Source organism: Candidatus Acidiferrales bacterium (assembly GCA_035934015.1).
Lineage (GTDB): Bacteria > Acidobacteriota > Terriglobia > Acidiferrales > UBA7541 > DAHUXN01.
Genome location: DASYYH010000016.1, coordinates 1 through 22,527 on the forward strand (window position 1 = coordinate 1; position 22,527 = coordinate 22,527).

The following is a 22,527-nucleotide window of genomic DNA, read 5'->3' on the forward strand; positions in this document are numbered from 1 at the left end:
GCCGCGGGCGTCGCGGGTTTCTTCTTTGCGCGATTCGAGGCCGCCGAATTGCGCAAGAGCGCGGCGGCGGGCTTCGCCGGGCGCCATACCGGCGGCGATATTCGCAGCGGTTTGCTGCTCGACATGGAAGCGAAGCTCGGAGTCGAGCTGAGCATCAAGCCTTGATTTGCGAAAGATGCGGACGAGGCGGTTCATATGCACCTCTGATTCAAGAAGCGTTCAGAGCAAAAGCCAAGGCGAGATCCTTCGCTTCGCTCAGGATGACAACTTAAAACCACGGGCCGATGAAGTCGATCGGCCCCTACAAAAACTCGCCGCATCCTCACCCGTCCGGCGGGCGAGCTCGGGATGACAACGCAAAACTTAAAGCGCGGCGTGCGTTGCACGCCGACGGCCCGATGACTGCAATCGGGCCCTACAAAAACGCTCAACGGCAGATTCCTCGTCGGATGCTAGTCGCATCCTTCTCGGAATGACAAAACCAAATCTCTAAGACCCGCAGACTCGCAGACTCGCAAAATGCGTGAGTCTGCGCGCGGCATCGCGATGCTACTCGGCGGTGCGCAGAATGAGCGCGACGGCATCGGAGATGCGTTCCCAACTGGCCATTTCCGCTTCGAGCTGTTTGCGACCCTTCTTCGTCAGCGCGTAAAATTTTGCTTCGCGGCCCGTTTCCGTGGCGCGCCATTCGGCGCCGAGCAGGCCGCGATTTTCCAAGCGATGCAGTGCGGGATAAAGCGAACCCTGCTGTACCTGAAAAAAATCGCGGGAGATCTGCTGGATGCGCTGCGAAATGGCGTAGCCGTGAATGGGGCCGAGGGCGACGACTTTCAGAATGAGCATGTCGAGCGTGCCCTTGAGAAATTCGGAACGGTCTTCCATCACTGTGCGAGCCATTTTGTGAGCGCTCCTTGTTGACGCCTAGAGATTCGACATATACGCCTAGAGAATCTAGGTGTCAAGAAGAAAGTGGTCAGTGGCCAGTGGACAGTGAGCAGGGCAAGGGGCCAATCTGAATTTTGACTCCTTGTGTCACGATCCAGAAAATTCAAACTGGTCCGCCGACGCGGACAGGAGACAGTGGTCAGTGGACAGTGAACAGCGCGCAAGGAATGACGGCAAACCCGACGAGATAAAAAAGTCGGCAGCTCGGAAATTTTCTAAAACCTTAGGGAGAACGGCGGTGGGGCGCACGAATCCAGGTTACAGTAAAAAATTGTATCATAATGATAAAAATGCGTCAAAGCTTTTGTTATGAGCGAAAAGTCGTCTACGGTGGAAAGACAGTGGCTAGTGAAGACAAAGCGTCTGCAAGCCGCGCAAAACTTCTAGGACAACAACGAAAGGAAGCTGGAGCCGTGGAGGAGGGGTGCGGCGGAGAAGTTTTCGGCGACGGTTTGGCCCATGTCGGCGAGCGTCGAGCGAACGCCGAGATTCAAAGGCAGTGACCCTTCGACGTCGCCCGCCGCGGCGGGCAAGCTCAGGGCAAGCGAGTGACGAGTGGCCCTTCGGCTCCGCTCAGGGCAAGCGAGTGACGAGCCAACTTTCTCGACCGTCCAGTTGACGGAGGAATTCCCGGCGTTTGCGGAATCCATTCGCGGCGAATAGCAGAGGATAGGGACGTATTCGCGGGAATGATCCGTCGTGGGATTCACGGGATCAGGATCGCAACCGTGATCGGCGGTGATCATAAGTAAATCGGAATCGCTCAGCGCGGCGAGAAATGGGCCGAGGAGCGCGTCGAATTCCTCGAGGGAACGCGCGAAGCCTTCGACGTCCTTGCGATGGCCATAGAGCATGTCGAAATCAACGAGATTGGCAAAGATGAGGCCGCGCGGCTGCTGGGCGAGCGCGGCGGTTAGTTTGGCCATGCCGTCGGCGTTGTTTCTTGTGGTGACGTAATCGGCGACGCCGCGGCCGTTGTAGATGTCGTGAATCTTGCCGACGCCGAAGACGGGGATTTTCGCGTCGGCGAGAACGTCGAGAAGCATGGAGCGCGGCGGCTCGACGGCGTAATCGTGGCGGCGCTCGGTGCGGCGATAATTTCCCGGCGCGCCAGTGAATGGACGCGCGATGACGCGGCCGACGCGATGCGGGCCATCGAGAAGTTTGCGCGCGATTTCGCACATTTTGTAAAGCTCGGCGATGGGAATGGTGTCTTCGTGTGCGGCGATTTGAAAAACGCTGTCGCCGGAAGTGTAAACAATGGGAAAGCCCGTGCGCTGATGCTCTTCGCCGAGTTCCTTGATGATTTCCGTGCCGGAAGCGGGCTTGTTGCCGATGGTTTTGCGGCCAATGGCGCGTTCGAATTTTTCCATCAAGTCGCGCGGGAAGCCGTTTTTGTACACGGGAAACGCCTGATCGAGCCAGATGCCGGCCATTTCCCAGTGGCCGGTGGTTGTGTCCTTGCCGGGCGAAACCGTGATTCCCTTCCCGAAGGCGCCGGCGGGACGCGCGGGCGGAGTGAGATGCGCGAGAGGTTTGACATTGGCAAGGCCGAGGCGGATGAGATTTGGCAGGCGCAGCGGACGGGAGCGCGCGATGTGGCCGAGCGTGTCGCGGCCCACGTCGCCGTAGTCGGCGGCATCAGGCAGTGCGCCGATGCCGACGCTATCGAGGACGATCCAGATGACGCGTAGGAAAGGAGTATCCACCAGAATCCTGGCTAGAATTTGGTCCGCAAAAACTCAACGAGAATATAGCCGATCACCGGAGCGATCGCGGCGATTTCAAAATTGGCAACAGTGAAGATATCCGAAAAGGCCCAAATCAGGCCTCGCCTTTGCCCCATGCCGGAGCGTTCGAATTCTCCCATCAGCAGATTCGAATAAAACAGGAACAGAATGAAGCCAATTTCGATCAAGCCGCGCAAGGCGCTCTTTTTCATCGCGCGGAGGATTATAGCGCCGTCATTTGCCGAGGTCTTGCGCGAAGACGTATAATTTTTGGTTTAGGCCTATGGCGACGAAAACGACAGAGCAAGCTGGTCCTGGTTCGCGCCCCGCGAAAAACGCAAAAGAGGGGCGTTTGCCGAGGCGCGCGCAGACGAAGGCTTCGGCGACGACGGAGAATACCGTAGCAACGATGGAGTTGGCTGCGGGCGCGCAGGATGCGATTCGCGTGCGCGGAGCGCGCGTACACAACCTGAAGAACATTGATTTCGAGATACCACACAACGCCATCACGGTAGTGAGCGGCGTCTCCGGCTCGGGAAAGTCCAGCCTAGCGTTCGATACGATTTATGCGGAGGGTCAGCGGCGCTATATCGAGTCGCTTTCGGCATACGCGCGGCAGTTTCTGGAGCGCATCGAGAAGCCCGATGTGGACGAAGTGACGGGCATTGCGCCGGCGATCGCGATTCGACAGAAAAACTCCACAAGAAATCCGCGTTCGACCGTGGCGACTTCGACTGAAATTTACGATTACCTGCGGCTGCTCTATGCACGCGTGGGCCACACGTTCTGCGTTCGGTGCGGCGAAGAAGTGAAGAAGGATTCGATCGACGAGATCGCGGAGCGCGTGCTGGCATTGCCGACCGGACGAAGATTTTACGTGCTGTACACGCTCGTGCTGCAAACGGAAGCGACGGAAACAGCAAAGACGGCGGGCGCGGGGAAAGCGGCGCGGACTGGCTTTTCAGCGAAAGTGGCCAAGAAAGCGCTGCCCGTAGCCGAAGCCGTAAAACGGACGCTTGGAGATTTGCAGAAGCGCGGGTTCAGCAGGCTCTATCAGGAGGGGCGCGTTTACGAATTCTCTTCCCCGGAAACGCTGCTGGATGTGGATTTCGCGAAACCCGTCCATGTGCTCGCGGACCGACTCGCGCTGGGGCCAGAGATTCGCTCGCGGCTGAAAGATTCCATCGAGATTTGTTATCGCGAAGGGCGAGGCGAAGCGATTTTGGAATTCGCGCCGGAGCAGCCGGGAGCGGCACCGGAACGGATGGTTTTCAGCGAACGTTTTGAGTGCAAGAAATGCGGAATTGCTTATCAGGAGCCGGAGCCGCGACTGTTTTCGTTCAACAATCCCTATGGCGCGTGCCCGCGATGCCAGGGATTCGGCAACACGATTGATTTCGACATCGACCGCGTGATTCCGGACAAAGGAAAATCGCTCGCGGAGGGCGCTGTCGAACCGTGGACGAGGCCGCGCTTCCGGCAAATCGTGCAGAATTTGAAAGCCTATGCAACGAAGAAAGGCATTTCGCTGACGACGCCGTTCCGCCAGCTTACGGAACAACAGAAGAAATGGATCATCGAGGGCGACCGGAAAGAGGACTGGAGCGGCGTCACGGGATTCTTCGCCTGGCTTGAGCGCAAGAAGTACAAGCTGCACGTGCGCGTCTTCCTGAGCCGGTATCGAGGATACGCGACATGCCCGGATTGCCAGGGAACGCGGCTGCGGCCGGAAGCGCGTGCGGTGCGGGTGGCGGGAAAATCCATCACCGAAGCGTGCGAAATGACTGTCGCGGAGGCGCGGAAATTCTTTTCGTCGCTGAAATTGAGCACAGGTGAGGCGGTCATCGCGGGAAAAGTGCTCGAAGAAGTGCAGCAGAGATTGCGATTTCTGGATGAAGTTGGGCTGGATTATTTGACGCTCGACCGGCTGACTTCGACGCTCTCGGGCGGCGAGTCACAGCGGATTCAACTGGCGACGTCGCTGGGATCGCATCTGGTAGGTGCGTTGTACGTGCTGGATGAACCGTCCATCGGTTTGCATCCGCGGGACACGCACCGGCTGATTTCCATTCTGAAAAGTTTGCGAGAGCTTGGGAACACGCTGCTTGTCGTCGAACACGATGCCGATACCATTCGTGCGGCGGATTACGTGATGGATTTGGGACCGGGCGCAGGCGAACACGGCGGGAAAATTCTTTTCGCGGGAACGCAGAAGCAACTGGAAACGGACACCCATTCGCTGACGGGGCGCTACTTGAGCGGTGAGCTGCATATTCCCGTTCCTGCAACGCGGCGGAAGACGCAAGGACGATTCCTGAAAATTCTGAAAGCGCGGAGCCACAATCTGAAGGAAGTCGATTTAATGGTGCCGCTGAACATGATTGTGACGATCACAGGAGTATCCGGATCGGGGAAATCGACGCTTGTCCATGATGTAATCTACAAAACGCTGCAAGCGAAACGCAATGGCGGAAACTGGCGCGATGCCTGCGACGACATTCAGGGAGACGGAGCGCTGACCGCCGTGGAAATGGTGGATCAGTCGCCGATTGGGCGAACGCCACGGTCGAATCCGGCGACGTATCTGAAGGCGTTCGATGCGATTCGCGAGCTTTTTGCCTCGACGCCGGATGCCAAGAAACGCGGCTACGCGGCAGGACATTTCTCATTCAACATTCCGGGCGGGCGATGCGAAGCGTGCCAGGGAGACGGCACGGTGACCGTGGAAATGCGATTTTTGGCCGATGTGGAATTGATCTGCGAGGAATGTAGAGGCACGCGATACAAGAGCGGCGTCCTCGAGGTGCATTATCACGGCAAGAACGTTCACGATGTGCTGCAAATGACTGTGCACGAAGCCATGGCGTTTTTCGCCGGGGCACCGAAAGTCACGTCGAAACTCAAGGTGCTGGAAGAAGTCGGGCTTGGATATCTGCGATTGGGCCAGTCGGCGTCGACGCTTTCCGGCGGCGAGGCACAACGTTTGAAACTGGCGGCGCATCTCACGCGACAAGAGAATACCGGTGTCCTGTACATTTTCGACGAACCGACAACGGGACTGCATTTCGATGATATTTCGAAATTGCTGGCGGCATTCCGAAAGTTGCTCGAAGGTGGAGCTTCGGTGCTGATTATCGAACACAACCTGGATGTTATTAAATCGGCGGATTGGGTCATAGACCTGGGGCCGGAGGGCGGCGAGCGCGGAGGGCGCCTGGTGGCCTGCGGAACTCCGGAGCAGGTGGCGCGCAACGCGCAGTCCTATACGGGGAAATTCCTAGCGAAGGCGCTCGAAGAGGGCATGCGCAATGGTCGCAACGGGCACAATGGACGCCAGACGCCGGTTTCGCAAAATCACGTGCCATGAAGCGCACTAGAAGGACTGCGGCGATTTATCTGGCGGCGACGTTTGCCGCGGCCACGGCAAGCGGGCAATCCTCCACAGGAACGCGGACGAAAGTACATTATGTGTCTCCGGAGGATGTTGCGCTGCATCAGTTGCTGGTGGATGCGAAAGCGGCCGCCGACAAGAACGACTACGCTACAGCGACTGAGGATTACGAAAAGTATCTCGAGCAAAAACCTAACGATGCGGAGGCGCATTTCGATCTTGGGTACGTTTATACCGCGCAGCATCAGAATGAAATGGCGGACACGGAATATCGCAAGGCCATCGAGCTCGATCCAAAGATGACACAGGCGTATTTGAATCTGGGAATCAGTCTGATCGAAAGCGACCCGAAAGCAGCCATCGACCCCCTGCAGAAAGTGACGGAACAAGATTACGGATTCGAACGCGGGCACTTTTTGCTCGGCATGGCAGAGGAGAATGCGAAGGAATTTCCTGAGGCGGTGAAGGAACTCGGGATTGCCGTGAAACTCGACCCGAATGACGAGGCCGCATACACAGCGCTGGGAAGAGCTGAACTTGCATCCGGAAATGCGCCGATGGGAGAAACGAACTTCCGCGAGGCATTAAAATTGAAAGCGTCCGATCCGGACGCGCAACTGGGGCTGGCGAACTGCCTGATTCAAGAGAAAAAACCGGCTGACGCGGCGGCGGCGCTGGCGGACTATCTGAAAGCGCAGCCGAATGACGAACGAGCGCGAATGGTGCGCGCTTCCATACTCGCCGACATGGGCGAGAATGATGAGGCGGTCGCGGAGCTTGACACGGCGGCAAAAGCCAGGCCAGAAACGCCAGAGTCGCTCAAACTGCGCGCATTGATTTATTATCGGGAAAAGAAATTCGCGCAAACGGTCGCTGTGCTTCAGAAAGCCGAAGCCATGGATCCTCAGAATGTAGATATCCATGCCGAGATGGGCCATGCGCTGCTGGAAATGCATGATTATGGCGCTGCGACAAAAGAGCTGGAGACGGCGTTCCAACTGGATACGAACGCGAACGATGTGCTGCATGATTTGATGACCGCGGAATACCTGAACAAGAACTACACCGCCACTTTGACAGCTCTCGACATCCTGGCGCGACGAGAAACGCCGAACGCAGGCGCATGGTTTGTGCGGGCGACATGCTACGACCATCTGGGGCAACTCGAATTGGCGCTCGACGCGTACAAGAAATTTCTCGCTCTGAATAAAGAACAAGGCAGCGACGAATATTTCGAAGCAGCAGCGCGCGTTCGATTTCTGGAAGACGCGCTGAAAAACAAGAGGAAATGAAATGGGCGCGCGCGCGGTGATTGCTGTGTTTGTCCTTGGATTTACTTTCGTGGCAGCCGCGCAATCCGCGCGCGTGCAAAAAGAAATTGCGAGGCATCAGGCGGAGTATGCGAGCGAGACCGATCCTGTGCGAAAGGCCAAGATCGTTGTGAAGCTGGGCCGGGCGGAGAACAAGGCGGCGCAGCAGAGCGCGGATATCGAAAATTTTGTCGAAGCGCTCGATTTTATGAAAGATTATGAGCAAAAGGCAAGCGAAACAGACCGGATGCTCGACAAAACCGGCGTCAATCCGGAGTCCCATTCCAACGGATTTCGCCAACTGCAAATTTCGGTCCGTGAAAACCTGAGAACGGTGCGGCAAATTGCGAATCGCGCTCCATTTGACCAAAGGCAGCCGTTCCTGGACCTCGCAAAACACCTGGACGCACTGAACCAGAAGCTGCTGGCCGAACTATTTCCGCGGCGGCCGCGCGAGGCGAACGAGGAAAAGCAGCAATCGAGGTGAGCAGTGGCAAAGAACGTGAGAGGAATCGCGCGGCTGTGCTTGAGCCTGATCGCGCTTGCCATCATCAGCATGACGTGGGCCCGAATTTTGCGCGCGCAGGAGCAGCCGGATTTTTTGAGTCCGAATGAGGCGAATCAAGTACGAGACGAGCAGGACCCGGGGGAACGAGCAAAGTTGTTTTTGAATTTTGCGCACGACCGGCTGAAGAAATTCGAATATGAATTGCAACTCAAGTCTCCGCAGATGCACAGGGAAGAGCTCCTGAACGGCCTTTTGGATGGATATTCGAGCTGCCTCGACGAAGGAACGGAACGCCTGCGAAACGCGCGGAAGGCCGGCGCGAATCTCCGGAACGTGATCAGCGCGTTTCAAAAAGAAAGCAAACAAAATCTCGAAATGCTAAAGAAGATCGAAGCCGCCGGCGGGCCAAAGCTGGACTCGTATAAGGATAACCTGGACGACGCGATCGGCAGCACACAAGACGCCTTGGATGAGGCAAACAAAGCTGCAAAAGAATACGGATCGGTGCCGATTCGGAGAAAACCTTGACGAGAAGCGCTGTTGCACGAATGAAGCATGTTCCTGGCGGCGCGATGGTGTTTCAACGGATGTTTACGCGGCTGGCCTGCACCGGGCGGCCTCCGCATTTCGTCGTGGAGTTCTATCCGTATTCGAGCCTGACTCATTCGATCCGGCTGCGGGAAGAAACGGCGTATGTGCGGCTTTCCGATTTATTGCGCGGTGCGCCGCTTGAGGTTCTGGAAGCGGCGGCGGCAATTTTGTTGGCGCGTCTTTACCGGCGGCGAGCGCCGCGGCAGATTACAGACACATACAAAAATTATGCACACGGACACGAAACGCGGCGGCGTCTGCTGGCGCTGCGGCGAAAGCGTGCGCGGCTGAGAATTTCGCTACCGCGCGGACGGCATCATGACCTGGAACCGCTTTTCGACGAGCTCAATCGGAGATATTTTCAGGCGAGCTTGCCACGGCCCAGAATCGGCTGGAGCGCCCGGCAGTGGAAAAGCCAGCTCGGAACGTTCGATCCCGCGCTTACGCAAATTGCGATCAACTGCGCGCTGGATAGCGCGAGCGTGCCGGAATACGTGATCGCGTACGTGCTCTACCACGAGATGCTGCACCAAAAGCATCCCATGAAGCTCGCCCGATGCCGGCTGGAATCGCACTCGAAGAAATTCCGGGAGGAAGAAAAGCAATTTGCCGATTACGCAAGAGCGATGAAATTTCTAGAGCGATTTGCCTGAACGGTTTGCGGCGGCTTTGTCTTTCGAGATTTGATCCTGGAGTTTGGCGACGCGTGCACGGACTTTCTTGGAATCGCGCGCGTTCGGAAGAATTTTCAGATATTGCTGGTAGTAGTCGATGGCCGAGGCAGGATCATTCTTTTTTTCGTAGACCTGGCCAAGGAGCAGACGTGGTTCGGCAAAATTGGGCTTATGGTGCATGGCATCTTTGAAGCGCGCGATGGCGCCATCAAGGTCGCCCTTGTCCAAATAGAACCTCCCGACCTCGACATCGTGTTTCGCGAGCGCTGGGTTGTAATTGGCGACCGGCTGCTCGGACGGCGCAACAGGAGACTGCGATTGCGCGGACGCGGCGCCGCAAAGACCAAATGCAGCGAGCGTCAAACCCAGGAAGATTCGGCGGGCCGACATTTCCAACATGCCTTGCAAAATGACCTCGGATGCTCGAAAGCAATTCGATGACGTCTGATAAAATCAGACTGTTTTCCGCGGCTTCGCGAATCGGCGAGGCCGCACAAACAGCATAACTCTTTCCCATGGATCTCCGCGAAAAAGTTTCCGAATTCCCACTCGAGCCTGGAGTGTATCTGTTCAAAGACGCGGCGGAAAAAATCATTTATGTAGGTAAAGCGAAATCGTTGCGGCAGCGTGTGAAGTCGTACCTGCTCGATTCGCGGCAATTGGACGCAAAGACCGGATCACTGGTGCGGGAGATTGCCGAAGCGGAATACATCGTTGTCGACAACGAACGCGAGGCGCTGGCGCTCGAGAACCATCTCATTAAGAGGCACAAACCGAAATTCAATATTCTGCTGCGCGACGACAAAACCTATCCGTACATCTGCTTTACGGCCGCGGAAGAATTCCCGCGCGTGTTCGTGACGCGGCGGCTGGAGAAGAACGGCTCGCTCTATTTCGGGCCATATTTTCCGGCCGGACTTGCGCACCGGATCGTGCATTTCATCAATCGATATTTTGGAATTCCTTCAGCAAGAATGGAGCTGAACCGGCCGCACACGCGGGCGTGGCTGGAGTTTTATCTGAGCCGGAGCCTGGGGCCGCGTGCGGCAGGGCAAACGCTCGAAGAGCGATATGCAGAAGCGGCTCGGGATTCGCGATTGTTTTTGGAAGGGCGGCGGCGCGATTTGATCAAAAGTCTCGAAGAGCGAATGCAGCGCGCGGCGACTGACGAGCGATTTGAAGCAGCGGCGGGCTACAGAAATTTGATTCGCACTGTTGAAGACATGGAGGAACGGCAGAAGATCGCGGCAGCCGCCGGTGACGACATCGACGTGCTGGCTTGGTATGCCGAGCCGCCACAAGTGGCCGCGAACCTATTTCACGTGCGCGGCGGGCGCGTGGTGGACCGAAGAGAATTTTATTGGGAGGACTTGACGGAGTTTGAGCCGCAGGAGTTTGTCACATCGCTGCTGAAACAAATCTATCTCGACGCGAATTACGTGCCACGCATTATTCACGTGCCGGTCGAATTCGAGGATTCCCAGCTGCTCGAAGAGGTGCTTTCGGAAAGCATCGGGCATCGGGTAGAAATCGTGACACCACAGCGCGGAGTGAAGCGCGCTTTTCTCGATCTGGTGGAAACAAATGCCAAGCATTCATTCACGCAGCGATTCCGTGTGATGAAGCCGAACTCGCAAGCGATTGCGGAAGCGCTCGAAGCAGCGCTGGCGCTACCGGCGACGCCGAAACGAATCGAAAGCTTCGATATCTCCCATATTCAGGGATCGGATACGGTTGCGTCGATGGTTGTGTGGGAAAAAGGGAAGATGAAGAAAGCGGATTACCGGAAATTCATTATTCGAGGCACAGGTGCGAAAGCGCTGGCGAAGGATGCGGATGGAAACAAAAAAAACGGAGACGAAAACACAGTGGAAGCGCAATTACTGCGCGACGATTTTGCGAGCATGCGCGAAGCCGTGGGGCGGCGCTACAAGAGACTGCTTGAAGAGAACAAGCCATTGCCAAGTTTAATTTTGATCGACGGGGGAATCGGGCAACTGCACGCAGGGGCTGAAGCGCTCGAAAAGCTGAACATTACGGACCAGCCGCTCGCGAGCATTGCGAAAAAGGAAGAAATCCTATACGTCTATGGACATGAAGATGATCCCATCCGGCTGGATCATCATTCGCCGATTTTGCATTTGGTTCAGCAGATCCGAGATGAAACGCACCGCTTTGCCGTCACTTTTCACCGGCTCAGACGATCGAAGCACCGGCTGCGGACCTCCCTGACAGATGTGCCGGGCATTGGCGAGCAAACAGCGCAGAAGCTCTTGAAAAAATTTGGGAGCGTCGCACGGCTGAAACAGATGAGCGTGGAGGAGCTGACTACGGTTTTGCCGCGCGCGAAAGCCGAAAAGCTGCATGAGTTCTTGCACGGACAATCTTCAATCACACAATAATTTAGGCAATGACCTGCGCGTACGAGAGCCACCGGGCACGTACACCATGCGGGAGCGTATGGAGCTGAAGAAATATGGTGGGCCACTGGGCTGGCGCTGCTTGCTGCTGCTGAAAGGCTATGCTACCGTCAAATGTTCGGAGGTGCATCATGGCTGACAACGTCGGCTCAAAGATCAGTTATTTTATCGTGGGACTCGGCGTGGGAACGCTCCTGGGAATTTTGTTCGCGCCAAAGTCCGGAGAAGAGACGCGCGAGTTTCTCTCGAAAAAGGCAGACGAGGGCCGCGAGTATGCGCAACGAAAAGCGCGAGAACTGCGCGAACGCGCGGAAGATCTCATTGAACGCAGCAAGGAAATCATGAGCCGGGAGAAGAGCTCTCTGGCAGCAGCGGTAGAGGCGGGCAAGGAAACGTATCAGCGGGAGAGGGCCAAGTCATCCTAACGCAAGTGCGCGTCGAGAGGGATGGACCGAGATGAACGGGTGGATCATCGCGTTCTTCGGCATTGCCACGATAGCGATCGTGATGCAGACGCTGATCCTTGCGGGCATGTATCGCGCTTTCAAGGAGACGAGCACAGAGCTGCGACGCGTGGTGGATGATCTTCATCGGAAAGTTGATCCCATCCTGGGACGCATCAATCGAGTGCTGGAAAATTCCGAGGACAAGATTACGAGCATCGTCGGCGACGCGGCGGAGATGACGCGGCTGGCGAGAGGGCAGGCGCAGAAGGTCGACCGCGTGGTTACCGAGGCATTGGAACGCATGCGCGCGCAGATTATTCGCGCCGACGTGATTATCACCGGAACGCTGGAAGCGATCGAAGACGCTGGCCTGAAACTCCGGAGATCCGTGCTCGGCCCGCTACAGCAGGCTTCCGCAGTCCTAAAAGGCATCAAGACCGGAATCGACTTCATCCGCGGACAGCGAGCGGCGCGCATCGAACCGGAAAAACAAGACGAAGAACTGTTTATCTAGGAATCCAAATCCCACGAAAACTGAGAATGATCCCGCGCGATTCGAGATGTGATGGTGCGCGCGAGGACAAAACGGAGAGTTTCAGCGAATCCAGCCGCCTGCAAGAACGAGATCCTCGATATAGAAAACGGCTGCTTGTCCCGGAGTGATGGCGCGCTGTGGTTCACGGAATGTCACGCGGGCTGTCTCTGCGTCAATCGCTTCGACTACGGCAAGTGCGGGATCGTGGCGATGGCGGACTTTCACACTGGCTTCGACTGGACCATTCGGACGAGCGGTTGAAATCCAGTTGACGTCGCGCACTTCGCATACCGACGTAAACAAGTCATCGTCGCTGCCCACGATGAGCCGATTATTGGCACGGTCGAGCGCGACAACATAGACCGGATGGCCGACCGCGAAGCCAAGGCCGCGGCGCTGGCCCACCGTGTAGCGATGTAGTCCTTCATGCCGGCCGATGACAGTGCCATCCGTCGTCACGATGTCGCCCGTTTCGGCACTGAATTCCCTGCCCTGTTCGCGCAAATAGCTCCCGATAAAGCGGATATAGTTTCCCGTGGGGACGAAGCAAATTTCCTGGCTTTCCGGCTTTGCAGCGACGGGAAGCTGCGTGCGGCGAGCGATTTCACGGACCTCGGCCTTTGTCAGCTCACCGAGCGGAAAGCGCGAGCGGGAGAGTTGCTCCTGCGTGAGGCCAAAGAGAAAATACGATTGGTCCTTGGAGTCATCCGCGGCACGCAACAGCTCGTAGCGGCCCGAATCGCCATTCCAGCGAACGCGAGCATAATGGCCGGTGGCGAGACGCTCGGCGCCGATTTGGCGTGCGGTGACAAGAAGCTGCTCGAACTTCACATGATTATTGCAAAGCGTGCATGGAATGGGCGTGCGCCCTCCGAGATAATCGTTGACGAAGGGACGAATGACGCTCTCCTCGAAGGCCTGCTCGAAATTGACGACGTAAAAAGGAAAGCCAAGATGCTCCGCGACGCGGCGGGCGTCGTACACGTCGTCGAGCGAACAGCAACGATGCGGCGCCGGGCCACCGCTCGAGGCAAGCTCGGGAAGGCGGCGCTGATTCCACAGCTGCATCGTGAGACCGACAATCGGCTCCGCAGACTCGTGGAGAAGCGCAGCGACTGTGGAGCTATCCACACCACCACTCATCGCGACGGCAGTAAGCGCGGGTTGTGCTGAAGCGGCCATTGATTTCAGTTCCATAGAATATCAGAAGGAGGAAGATGACGCGCTGCGAAACGCACCACTAATCGGCGGGAATGACCGTTTTGCGACGAGCGGCAGCAAGGTCCCGGAGACGGTTGACGACGGTAGATGCGGCTTCGATAGCGTAGTCAACATCATCGCCGGTCGTAAAACGGCCAAGGCTGAAGCGAACTGTGGATTTAGCCTCATCGGACGGAAGGCCGATGGCGAAGAGAACCGGCGAAGGCGAGATCGCGCCGGAGGAACATGCGGAGCCGGCGGAACATTGCACACCCTGCAAGTCGAATGAAATGACGAGAGACTCGCCCGCGGCACAAAGAAACGAAATGTTCGAAGTATTGGGAACACGGCGAGAGCGATTGCCATTGACGCGAGATTCGGAAACGCGCGCGATGATTCCGTCTTCGAAACGATTGCGAAGAGCCGTGATTCGCGCGGAATCAGACGCGAGATGCGCGCGGGCGATTTCCGCAGCCTTGCCGAGCCCAACGATGCCGGGAACATTTTCGGTGCCCGGGCGGCGATCGCGTTCGTGCGTTCCACCGAAGAGCAGCGGTTCAAGAGGCGAATTCTCACGAACATAAAGCGCGCCAACGCCTTTCGGGCCGTAGATTTTGTGCGCGGCGAGCGCAAGAAAATCGCACTTGATTTCGTTCACATCGACAGGAATCTTGCCGACGGCCTGCACTGCATCGGTGTGGAAATAGACGTCCGCTTCGAGCGCGATCTTGCCGATCTCGGCGACGGGTTGAATCGTGCCGATTTCGTTGTTGGCGTACATGACAGTGATGAGGACCGTCTCGGGGCGAAGGGCGCGGCGAACATCTTCTGGATCGACAATGCCATCCTTAGAGATGGGCAGCCAGGTAACTTCGAATCCTTGCTTTTCGAGAGCCTGAACCGAATTGCGAACGGCGCTATGTTCGATGGGCGAGCAGATGACGTGCTTTTTCTCGCGGTGCATCGCGGCGACAACGCCGAGAATCGCGAGATTATCCGCTTCCGTGCCGCCGCTGGTAAAAACAATCTCAGAAGGCTTCGCGCCGATCAGCGCTGCCACCGATTGGCGCGCCATTTCGACGCCGCCGCGCGCGCTTTGGCCCGCGGCATGGATCGAGCTGGCGTTGCCATACGTCTCTGTAAAAAAAGGAAGCATTGCTTTGATAACTTCGGGATCGACTGGAGTAGTGGCGTTGTAATCGAGGTAGACGCGGCGCACGAATAAGCCCTCTTGTAATTGCGGAGTCAGAATATCGTTTCGACGGAAACGGGTCAAGAAGAGCGAAATCCCGCAGCGTGTGCTCCGGCGCGGCGGAACATTTGCCAGCGACGTAAAGCGACGGCGGACCAAACGGCTTCGACTATGCCGAAAGGCCATGCTCCTTGCAGGAAGCCGTAAGTCGAGGCAAGCAAGCAGGCCGCGGCGAAGGCGAGAATGAACCACGGGCTGCGATGCTCGAGGGCGTAGAAGACGAGCATCGCAGTAACGGCGAAAAGACCAAAGATTGTCAGTGCGCTCACGGCGTTTCCTTTGTTCCGGGCATTCTAACGTGCTGTGTGGAATGCGCAAATTTATCATAACCCTTACGCACATTTGCAGGCAGAAGTCACAGCAAGAATGGTTTATACGCGCGGAGCGGCATGGTGGTGTTTTTCGGAAAGGTGCGCGGCCATGAAGAAAAATGGCAGGAAAACGAGAAGCGGAAGATAAAACTCGATCAAAGTACCCAAATACCATTCCTTGGGTTGCAGAAACAATGCGTAGGCGGCCACGGCCACTCCTGCCCAACCAAATATTTTGGACTTTTCGGAAAGGAGCGAATACAGGCTGGCGAGAACGCCGACGGTGAATGCAATATAGCAAAACGCAGTGATGCCCTCCATGGCCAATTGGAAGGATTGTTCGCGCTCACTGATAAGTACGCAGAGCGGCCAGACGATAGCAGCAAAGACAATGGGCACAAGGCTTGCGACGCCAATCGGCGAATCGCTGAACCGAAGAGACCGCCACTCGTGCCGCGGCGAAGCTGCAAACATTTGACTCATCGCGGGTATTTTATGACTATTTCGTAGCAGGGGATTTGCGATATCGAATTCGCATTTCACAAGTGAAGGCTGTGGCCGTCAAAGCCACGGAATAGGCGCCGGAAGAGGACGAGCAATGAAATGCCGCGCTGCGTTGATTGTGCTGATCCTGTTGGCGTGCGCCAAGCCGCTTTTCGCTGGGCCGCCGTTCCAAACCGACGACCCGGAGCCGGTCGATTTTCGCCATTACGAATTTTACACATTTGGCTCCATCGACGGCACGGGCGTGGAGATGGATACAGCAGGGCCAGCCGTCGAGTTCAATTGGGGGATTCTGCCGAACACGCAATTCCACGTCGTTATCCCCGCAGCGTCGATCACGCCTTCGAACAATACCAATTATTTTCCCTCCGGCGCGGGGCCGACGGCGTTTGGAATGGGCGATATCGAAATCGGCGTGAAATACCGATACCTCAATGAAACGAAATACCGGCCGATGATCGGCACATTCACAATGATCGAAGTGCCAACCGGAAATTACAATTTGGGCCTTGGTGTGGGAAAGATTTGGTGGAAGCTGCCAGTCTGGATGCAAAAAAGCTTCGGGCCGTGGACAACCTATGGTGGTGTGGGATATGAAATCGTGCCACAAACAGGCTACAAAAATTTCACTTATGGCGGCTGGCTCGTGCAGCGCGATATCGGCAAAAAGTGGACGCTAGGTACGGAAGTCTTCTCGCATGGCGCTGAGGGTTCGGCGACCCCGCAACTTCGAGCCACTACTCTCGTGGATTTCGGCGGCTACTACTATTTCAAAAATCCGGGATTTCAACTTCTGTTTTGTTATGGCCATGAAGTCGCGGGACAACCGGAGGCATATGCCTATCTCGGCCTCTACTGGACGTGGGGGAATTCGAAGGAAGACAAGAAGAGCGCGATGAACCGAGCGCGACTGGCTGACCTTCCTGGCATGATGTGAGGGTTTAGAAACAAACCGTGCAAATAAATCACCAGCCGCAATAAACAACGCAGAAGAAAATCTGACTTCTTTGCGACATGCGCGAGTGATTTCTGCGCAGGAAACCACTTTGTGGAGGCACATTGCCACGCGCCTTTGTCTCTGCCAGACTCATAGGCAGCATGAGTCACTTTTTGAGAGTGGGCCGCACTTAGAGATTCAACCGCGGCCGGGAGAACCGCTTGACGCGCACCGCCATCACGCTGACAACGGATTTTGGGTCCGTCGACCATCTTGTCGGGACGATGAAAGGCGTCATTTTGAACATCAATCCCGACGTAGAGATCGTGGACATCACGCACAGTGTCCTGCCCTATGATTTGCTCGACGGAGCGCTAGCGATCGGACAGGCGTACAAGTACTTTCCGCCCAAAACAGTGCATGTGGTTGTGGTCGACCCTGGCGTTGGAACAGATCGCCGGCCGCTGCTGGTCAGCGCGGGAACACAATATTTTGTGGCGCCGGACAATGGCGTGCTGTCGATGGTCTATGCGCAGGAGGAATCGGTGACCGTGCGGCACGTCAGCGCGGAACACTACTTCCTGCAACCAATGAGCACTACGTTTCATGGACGCGACGTCTTCGCGCCCGTGGCGGCATGGCTTTCGAAAAACTGGCAGACACAGTCGTTCGGGGAAGAAGTGACGGATTTTGTGCGCTTCGCACTGCCGAAGCCGAAACCAGCCGGCAACGGCGTGAAGGGCGTCGTGCTGCGCGCCGATAATTTTGGCAATTTGCTGACGAATCTTTCCGCCGAAGATCTGCCCCAAGTTCTTGCCGGAACAAAATTCAAGACGCGAGTCGGAAACGCAGAAATTTCCAAGTTCGCACAGACATTTGGAAATGGCGCGTCAAATGAACCGATGCTCATCCTTGGATCGAGCGGGTTTTTCGAAATCGCGGTGAATCGCGGAAATGCAGCGAAATTGCTGGGCGTGAATCGCGGCGCAGAAGTCACCGTCGAATTTCCTTAGCCGCATCTTATCGGGCCAAATCGGTAACAGCCAGAAACGCTCGCGTACGCGGGTCCATCCAGTCGCGCAGGGCATCTCCCAATAGATTAAAGGCCAGCACGGCGCTCATCACGGCAAGCGCCGGGAAAACCACCATGTGCGGCGCGTCGAACAAATGCGCACGCGCGTCGTTGAGCATCGCGCCCCAGCTCGACATCGGCGCAAGAACGCCGAGGCCGAGAAAGCTCAGTGTGGATTCGGCGAGAATCGCGCCGGCGAGCGCGATCGTTCCCTGCACCAGAACGGGCTGAATAATATTCGGCAGTAAGTGACGGCAGAGAATCCGCAAATGCGATGCGCCGAGGGATCGCGCGGCTGCAACGTAGTCCATTTCCTTCGCCTGCAAAACTTGCGCTCGTGCGAGGCGTGCGTAGCCAGCCCAGCCGGTGATTGTCAGCGCGATGATGACGTTCCCGAGGCCGGGACCCAAGAATGCGGCGAAGGCGATGGCCAGCAAGATTCCCGGAAACGAAAGAAACGCATTGATTAGGATGATGTTCACGAAACTGTCGAACCACCCGCCGAAGTAGCCGGCCAGCGAACCAAGAACCAGTCCAATCATTCCCGCGCCAAACACAACCGAGACGCTGACGGACATGGAAACGCGCGCTCCGTAAATGACGCGGGAAAGCACATCACGGCCCAATTCGTCCGTGCCCATCCAATGCGCGGCGCTCGGCGACTCGAGACGCGCGGGAAGATTTTGGGCATTGGGATTGTAGGGCGCGAGCCACGGCGCGCCGAGCGCAAAAACAATCAGGACAACACAAAGGGCAAATCCGACGGAACCAGGCAAGCTGTGACGAAGAAATTCGCGCAATGCTCTCATTGCAGGCGCACCCGCGGGTCAGCAAATGCGTAGACGAAATCGGTGAGCAGATTCACAAGCACGTAGGACACGGCGATGACCAGGATGCAGCCCTGCAGGAGCGGATAATCTCGCGCTTCAATGGCCTGCACGGCGAGGCGGCCAATGCCCGGCCAGGAGAAAATCGTCTCAGTGACGATAGTGCCGGCGAGCAGCGTGCCGAATTGCAAGCCAAGAATCGTTAGGATCGGAATCAGCGCATTACGGAACGCATGCCGGAGAAGGACTACACGCTCCGCAAGACCCTTGGCTCGAGCGGTGCGAATGTAATCGCTGCCAAGCTGTTCGAGAACCGAAGTACGCACCATTCGCGTGAGAATCGCGGCAAGCGCGGCACCGAGCGTCACTGCCGGGAGAATCAGATGAAGGAAACCACCCCGTCCGCTGACGGGCAGCCAGCCAATCAATACAGAAAAAGTCAGAATCAGCAACGGGCCGAGCGCAAAATTCGGAATCGAAAGGCCCAGCAACGTGAAAAAACCGACGGCGTGATCTGTGGAAGTGGCACGGTGCTGCGCAGCGACGATGCCGGCAGGAATCCCTATGACGCAACAGACGAGGAGCGCCGCCAAAGCGAGCTCCAGCGTCGCCGGATAGTGTTCGAGCACGACGTGAAGAACAGGCTGCTGAAACCGAAACGATTCTCCCAGACGGCCGCGGATCACCCCGGAGAGATAATGCCCGTACTGCACAGGCAAAGGCTGATCGAGACCGAGCCCATGCCGTAGCTGAATGAGATCCGAAGCCGTCGCGCCTTCGCCGAGCATCTGCTCTACGGGATCGCCAGGAACAATGTGCGCGAGAAGAAAGACCATGGTGAGAATCAACCACAGAGCTGGAAGCGAATAAGCAAGCCTGAGAGATATGTAGCGGGTCATTTGGTTATCTGCTCACCGGCTTTTCACGCCGCTCACGACCGGAGGACAAGTCTTCCTTGGCTCCTTTGGCTGGCTGCGATGCCGCGCGACTTGTCTTCTCGCCGAAAGCATTTTGCCGTTCGTTCCTTTCCGAAATCGTCGCGCCATCCGAATCATCCAAGTGTTTGATCTTTACGCGGGCGATGCGGCGCCCTTCCACTTCCATGACCGTGAAACGGTAGCCGTGATCTTCGAAGCTTTCCCCGCCGCGCGGAAGGAACCCGAGGCGCGTCAGAACAAAGCCAGCCAGCGTTTCGTAGGAAGGGTCGTCAGGCAATTCGATATGGAACTGATCGTAGAGATCGCGAACCTTCAGGGATGCGTCGAAAATCATGGAACCATCGGCGAGAGTGAGTGGGTGCTCGACGACATCGAATTCGTCGTGAATTTCGCCAACCATTTGCTCAAGAATATCCTCGAGCGTGACAAGGCCCAGAATCGTGCCGAACTCATCAACCGCCATGGCAAGGCCAGTGCGATGGGAGCGGAACTCGAGAAGCAGCTCGATGGCCAGCTTTGTCTCGGGAACGATGAGCACGCCGCGCACAAAGTGCCTGAGATGAAATTCCGAGGGTGGGTGATCCTCTTCCGGGCGGCGAGCGCGATCGAGCAGGACCCAGAAAAGATCCTTTACGTGCACAAATCCTATGACGTGATCCAGCGTCCCTTCATAAACAGGAATGCGTGAGCGCTGCGTGATAGCGAACATCTTCATCGCATCTTCTAGCGTGGCGCTGACGGGCAGCGCATGAATGTCTGGGCGCGGCACCATGATTTCCCGGACTTGCACGTTGCCGAGACTCATCGCGCGCTGAATGAATCGCTCCTCGACTGGCTCGAGAACACCGCGTTCGCCCGCTTGTTCCACAAGAATGCGCAATTCCTCTGCGGAACGCACCGCGGCATGCGCTTGCGGCATTTTCACTCCGAGGGCGCGGACAAACGTCCCTGCGATCCCGTTAAGCAACACAATGGCCCAGCGAAATGTTCGCAGAAACCAGCGGAAAGGCCGCGCGACAAGCAGAGCCACGCGTTCGGCGTGCGCCAGACTCAAGCTCTTGGGTATAAGCTCTCCCAGAACGACCTGCAGGATGGTCAGCAGAACAAATGCGAACAAAAGCGCGACGAGGTGCTCGATCGGCAATGCGTAACGCCCGGGAACACCACGGACAAAGGGACCGAGAAAAGCGGCAAGCGTGAGTTCACCGAGGTAGCCCAGTGCGAGGCTCGTAAGCGTGATGCCGACTTGCACGCCGGAAATGACCGTGGCCATATCCGCGATTAAGGACTCGACGACACGCGCGCGTGCGTCTCCCTGCTCAATCAACTGGCGAATTCGCGAATGGCGAACCGCGACAAGAGAGAACTCAACCGCAGCAAAAAACGCATTGATGGCGATCAGGGCTAGGATGCCAAATAAGCGGACGGCAATCATCGCGCTGCGCCTTGTCTGCCACAAGCAATATGAGGGAGAACCGCCATACCTCAAATGATTGTAACAAGATGCCCGGCCGGTGGCAGGTATTCACGAGCGAGTTTCCGGAAAATGCAAAAGGGTGTCTTTCGCACAGAAATCATTGTTGGGGTTTGCCTGCGTGAGATAGAATGCCATTTCGCGCGAGAGCCGAACGAGACGCGTCAATCGCATCGCGAAGAATCTGAACACGTCAATTGAGCGTTATAAACTATGAGCCCTGCGCCAAATAAAACGGTTGAACCTCCAAAGAAGGGTGAATTTGAGAAGTCGCTTATGCGTCTCGAGGAAGTTGTGAAGCGACTGGAGAGCCCGGAGTTATCGCTCGACGAAGCCATGAAACTTTTTGAAGAAGGCGTGAAGCTATCGCGCGACTGCCAGAAGCAGCTCGAAGAGGCGGAAGGCCGCGTAGAAATCCTGCTGAAGAAAACGGATGGCAAAATGCAGGCGGAGCCATTCGAGAGTGACGACCAGGATTCTCAGGCGACGCGGTAAAATTGCGCATACAGTTAAACTCTCGCATCCTTCTCTGAATCCATGACGCAACCCGTTTTTTTCACCGAAGACCAAGCCATCATCGAAAAAGCGCTCGAAAGTCTCTTGCCACCGGAAGCGACGGTGCCTGCGACGATTCATCAGGCGATGCGCTACAGCGTTTTCGCTGGCGGAAAGCGGATTCGGCCGATCTTGTGTTATGAAGCGGCGCGCTTGTTTTCCGAGAACCTCGATGCGGCAGTTACGTGCGGATGCGCCTTGGAGTTCATTCACACGTATTCACTAATTCACGATGACCTCCCGCCACTCGACAATGATGATCTGCGGCGCGGCAAACCGACGTGCCATAAAAAATTCGGCGAAGCAATGGCGATTCTGGCAGGAGACGGCCTTCTGACCCTGGCGTTCGAGACACTATCGAAAGCAAATGTGGATGCTCAGCGGCGAGTGCGAATTATTGCTGAAATCAGCGCCGCGGCAGGGACGGTCAACGGGATGGTCGGAGGTCAGGTGGCCGATGTGGAAGCCGAAGGAAAACCAGTCGACGCGGCTGGACTCGAATATATTCACCGATCCAAAACAGCGGCGCTGATTCGCGCATCCACGGTCGCCGGAGCCCTTGCAGGCGGCGCACGCGACGAGGACGTTGAGAGGTTGCGAAGATTTGGCGAAGCGCTCGGATGGGAATTTCAAGTTGTAGACGACATTCTTGACGTTGAAGAATCTTCTAGTGCCTTGGGAAAGACTGCAGGTAAAGATCAGGCACAGAAAAAAGCCACGTATCCCTCCGTATTTGGAATCGAAAAATCTCGCGCGTTTGCTCAAGAGCTTGCTGCAAAAGCCGAGCGCGAGCTTGCGTGCTATGGCGAACGCGGGCGGCGGCTGCGCGAAATCGCGGAGTTTCTGATCGCGCGCCGAGCGTAACGGTTTAATTCAGCTTCTTTTCATGTTGTGGATTTGTCTCCGT

The 22,527-nt window shown here is 56.6% G+C and carries 23 protein-coding genes; 12 read left to right on the forward strand and 11 right to left on the reverse strand.

Annotation, left to right across the window (positions count from 1 at the left end; genetic code table 11):
- Positions 1-549: 549 nt before the first annotated feature.
- From VGR81_07270 to VGR81_07280, 3 genes are all read right to left on the reverse strand, one after another.
- Complete coding sequence (locus VGR81_07270; protein HEV2288735.1) at positions 550-897, reverse strand: PadR family transcriptional regulator; 348 nt, start codon at positions 895-897, stop codon at positions 550-552.
- A gap of 431 nt (positions 898-1,328) precedes the next feature.
- Positions 1,329-2,654, reverse strand: a complete 1,326-nt coding sequence (locus tag VGR81_07275; protein HEV2288736.1) for a phosphopentomutase — start codon at positions 2,652-2,654, stop codon at positions 1,329-1,331.
- A gap of 11 nt (positions 2,655-2,665) precedes the next feature.
- A complete protein-coding gene (locus VGR81_07280) occupies positions 2,666-2,887 on the reverse strand; it encodes a hypothetical protein (GenBank protein HEV2288737.1) in 222 nt (73 codons plus the stop codon).
- A gap of 71 nt (positions 2,888-2,958) precedes the next feature.
- Between VGR81_07280 and uvrA the strand changes: the two genes are divergently transcribed.
- Genes uvrA through VGR81_07305 form a run of 5 tightly spaced genes read left to right on the forward strand, consistent with a single transcriptional unit; the run spans position 2,959 to position 9,128 of the window.
- A complete protein-coding gene (gene uvrA / locus VGR81_07285) occupies positions 2,959-6,042 on the forward strand; it encodes an excinuclease ABC subunit UvrA (GenBank protein HEV2288738.1) in 3,084 nt (1,027 codons plus the stop codon).
- Entirely contained in the window at positions 6,039-7,358 is a 1,320-nt protein-coding gene (locus VGR81_07290; GenBank protein ID HEV2288739.1) for a tetratricopeptide repeat protein, read from the forward strand. The genes uvrA and VGR81_07290 overlap by 4 nt, the downstream gene beginning before the upstream one ends.
- A 1-nt stretch (position 7,359) precedes the next feature.
- Positions 7,360-7,863, forward strand: a complete 504-nt coding sequence (locus tag VGR81_07295; protein HEV2288740.1) for a hypothetical protein — start codon at positions 7,360-7,362, stop codon at positions 7,861-7,863.
- 3 nt (positions 7,864-7,866) lie between these two features.
- On the forward strand, positions 7,867-8,412 hold the full coding sequence (locus VGR81_07300; protein HEV2288741.1) for a hypothetical protein: 546 nt from the start codon (positions 7,867-7,869) through the stop codon (positions 8,410-8,412).
- A 20-nt stretch (positions 8,413-8,432) separates the two neighbouring features.
- Positions 8,433-9,128, forward strand: a complete 696-nt coding sequence (locus tag VGR81_07305) for a hypothetical protein (GenBank protein HEV2288742.1) — start codon at positions 8,433-8,435, stop codon at positions 9,126-9,128.
- Here VGR81_07305 and VGR81_07310 read toward each other — a convergent pair.
- Positions 9,111-9,539, reverse strand: coding sequence for a tetratricopeptide repeat protein (locus VGR81_07310; GenBank protein HEV2288743.1), 429 nt, complete (start codon positions 9,537-9,539; stop codon positions 9,111-9,113). The genes VGR81_07305 and VGR81_07310 overlap by 18 nt on opposite strands.
- Positions 9,540-9,664: 125 nt before the next feature.
- Here VGR81_07310 and uvrC point away from each other — a divergent pair, with 125 nt between their 5' ends.
- From uvrC to VGR81_07325, 3 genes are all read left to right on the forward strand, one after another.
- On the forward strand, positions 9,665-11,551 hold the full coding sequence (uvrC, locus tag VGR81_07315) for an excinuclease ABC subunit UvrC (protein ID HEV2288744.1): 1,887 nt from the start codon (positions 9,665-9,667) through the stop codon (positions 11,549-11,551).
- 149 nt (positions 11,552-11,700) lie between these two features.
- Positions 11,701-11,994, forward strand: a complete 294-nt coding sequence (locus tag VGR81_07320) for a YtxH domain-containing protein (GenBank protein ID HEV2288745.1) — start codon at positions 11,701-11,703, stop codon at positions 11,992-11,994.
- A 31-nt stretch (positions 11,995-12,025) separates the two neighbouring features.
- Complete coding sequence (locus tag VGR81_07325) at positions 12,026-12,529, forward strand: DUF948 domain-containing protein (protein HEV2288746.1); 504 nt, start codon at positions 12,026-12,028, stop codon at positions 12,527-12,529.
- A gap of 81 nt (positions 12,530-12,610) precedes the next feature.
- On the opposite strand, the gene mnmA is transcribed toward VGR81_07325, so the two are convergent.
- From mnmA to VGR81_07345, 4 genes are all read right to left on the reverse strand, one after another.
- Positions 12,611-13,747: a tRNA 2-thiouridine(34) synthase MnmA gene (mnmA, locus tag VGR81_07330; protein ID HEV2288747.1), complete on the reverse strand. Its 1,137-nt coding sequence runs from the start codon at positions 13,745-13,747 to the stop codon at positions 12,611-12,613.
- 43 nt (positions 13,748-13,790) lie between these two features.
- Positions 13,791-14,969 carry a cysteine desulfurase family protein gene (locus VGR81_07335; GenBank protein HEV2288748.1) on the reverse strand — a complete coding sequence of 393 codons (1,179 nt, stop codon included), beginning with the start codon at positions 14,967-14,969 and terminating at the stop codon, positions 13,791-13,793.
- Between the two features lie 53 nt (positions 14,970-15,022).
- Entirely contained in the window at positions 15,023-15,271 is a 249-nt protein-coding gene (locus tag VGR81_07340; GenBank protein ID HEV2288749.1) for a hypothetical protein, read from the reverse strand.
- A 102-nt stretch (positions 15,272-15,373) separates the two neighbouring features.
- The gene (locus VGR81_07345; protein ID HEV2288750.1) at positions 15,374-15,787 is read right to left on the reverse strand and encodes a hypothetical protein; all 414 of its coding nucleotides are present in this window, start codon (positions 15,785-15,787) and stop codon (positions 15,374-15,376) included.
- A gap of 124 nt (positions 15,788-15,911) precedes the next feature.
- Between VGR81_07345 and VGR81_07350 the strand changes: the two genes are divergently transcribed.
- Positions 15,912-16,754 (forward strand): hypothetical protein, encoded by an 843-nt coding sequence (locus VGR81_07350; GenBank protein HEV2288751.1) that lies wholly within the window; start codon positions 15,912-15,914, stop codon positions 16,752-16,754.
- Between the two features lie 221 nt (positions 16,755-16,975).
- Positions 16,976-17,767: an SAM-dependent chlorinase/fluorinase gene (locus tag VGR81_07355; GenBank protein HEV2288752.1), complete on the forward strand. Its 792-nt coding sequence runs from the start codon at positions 16,976-16,978 to the stop codon at positions 17,765-17,767.
- 7 nt (positions 17,768-17,774) lie between these two features.
- Here the strand turns inward: VGR81_07355 and VGR81_07360 are convergent, their stop codons facing one another.
- The 3 genes from VGR81_07360 to VGR81_07370 are packed head-to-tail and all read right to left on the reverse strand — an operon-like array spanning position 17,775 to position 21,026.
- Positions 17,775-18,635, reverse strand: a complete 861-nt coding sequence (locus VGR81_07360; protein ID HEV2288753.1) for an ABC transporter permease — start codon at positions 18,633-18,635, stop codon at positions 17,775-17,777.
- Complete coding sequence (gene nikB / locus VGR81_07365; GenBank protein HEV2288754.1) at positions 18,632-19,552, reverse strand: nickel ABC transporter permease; 921 nt, start codon at positions 19,550-19,552, stop codon at positions 18,632-18,634. The genes VGR81_07360 and nikB overlap by 4 nt, the downstream gene beginning before the upstream one ends.
- Positions 19,553-19,556: 4 nt before the next feature.
- Positions 19,557-21,026: a hemolysin family protein gene (locus VGR81_07370; protein HEV2288755.1), complete on the reverse strand. Its 1,470-nt coding sequence runs from the start codon at positions 21,024-21,026 to the stop codon at positions 19,557-19,559.
- Between the two features lie 252 nt (positions 21,027-21,278).
- Here VGR81_07370 and VGR81_07375 point away from each other — a divergent pair, with 252 nt between their 5' ends.
- Together VGR81_07375 and VGR81_07380 are read left to right on the forward strand one after the other, a co-directional pair.
- On the forward strand, positions 21,279-21,560 hold the full coding sequence (locus VGR81_07375; GenBank protein ID HEV2288756.1) for an exodeoxyribonuclease VII small subunit: 282 nt from the start codon (positions 21,279-21,281) through the stop codon (positions 21,558-21,560).
- Positions 21,561-21,602: 42 nt separating this feature from the next.
- Positions 21,603-22,484, forward strand: coding sequence for a farnesyl diphosphate synthase (locus VGR81_07380; GenBank protein ID HEV2288757.1), 882 nt, complete (start codon positions 21,603-21,605; stop codon positions 22,482-22,484).
- Positions 22,485-22,527 lie beyond the last annotated feature (43 nt).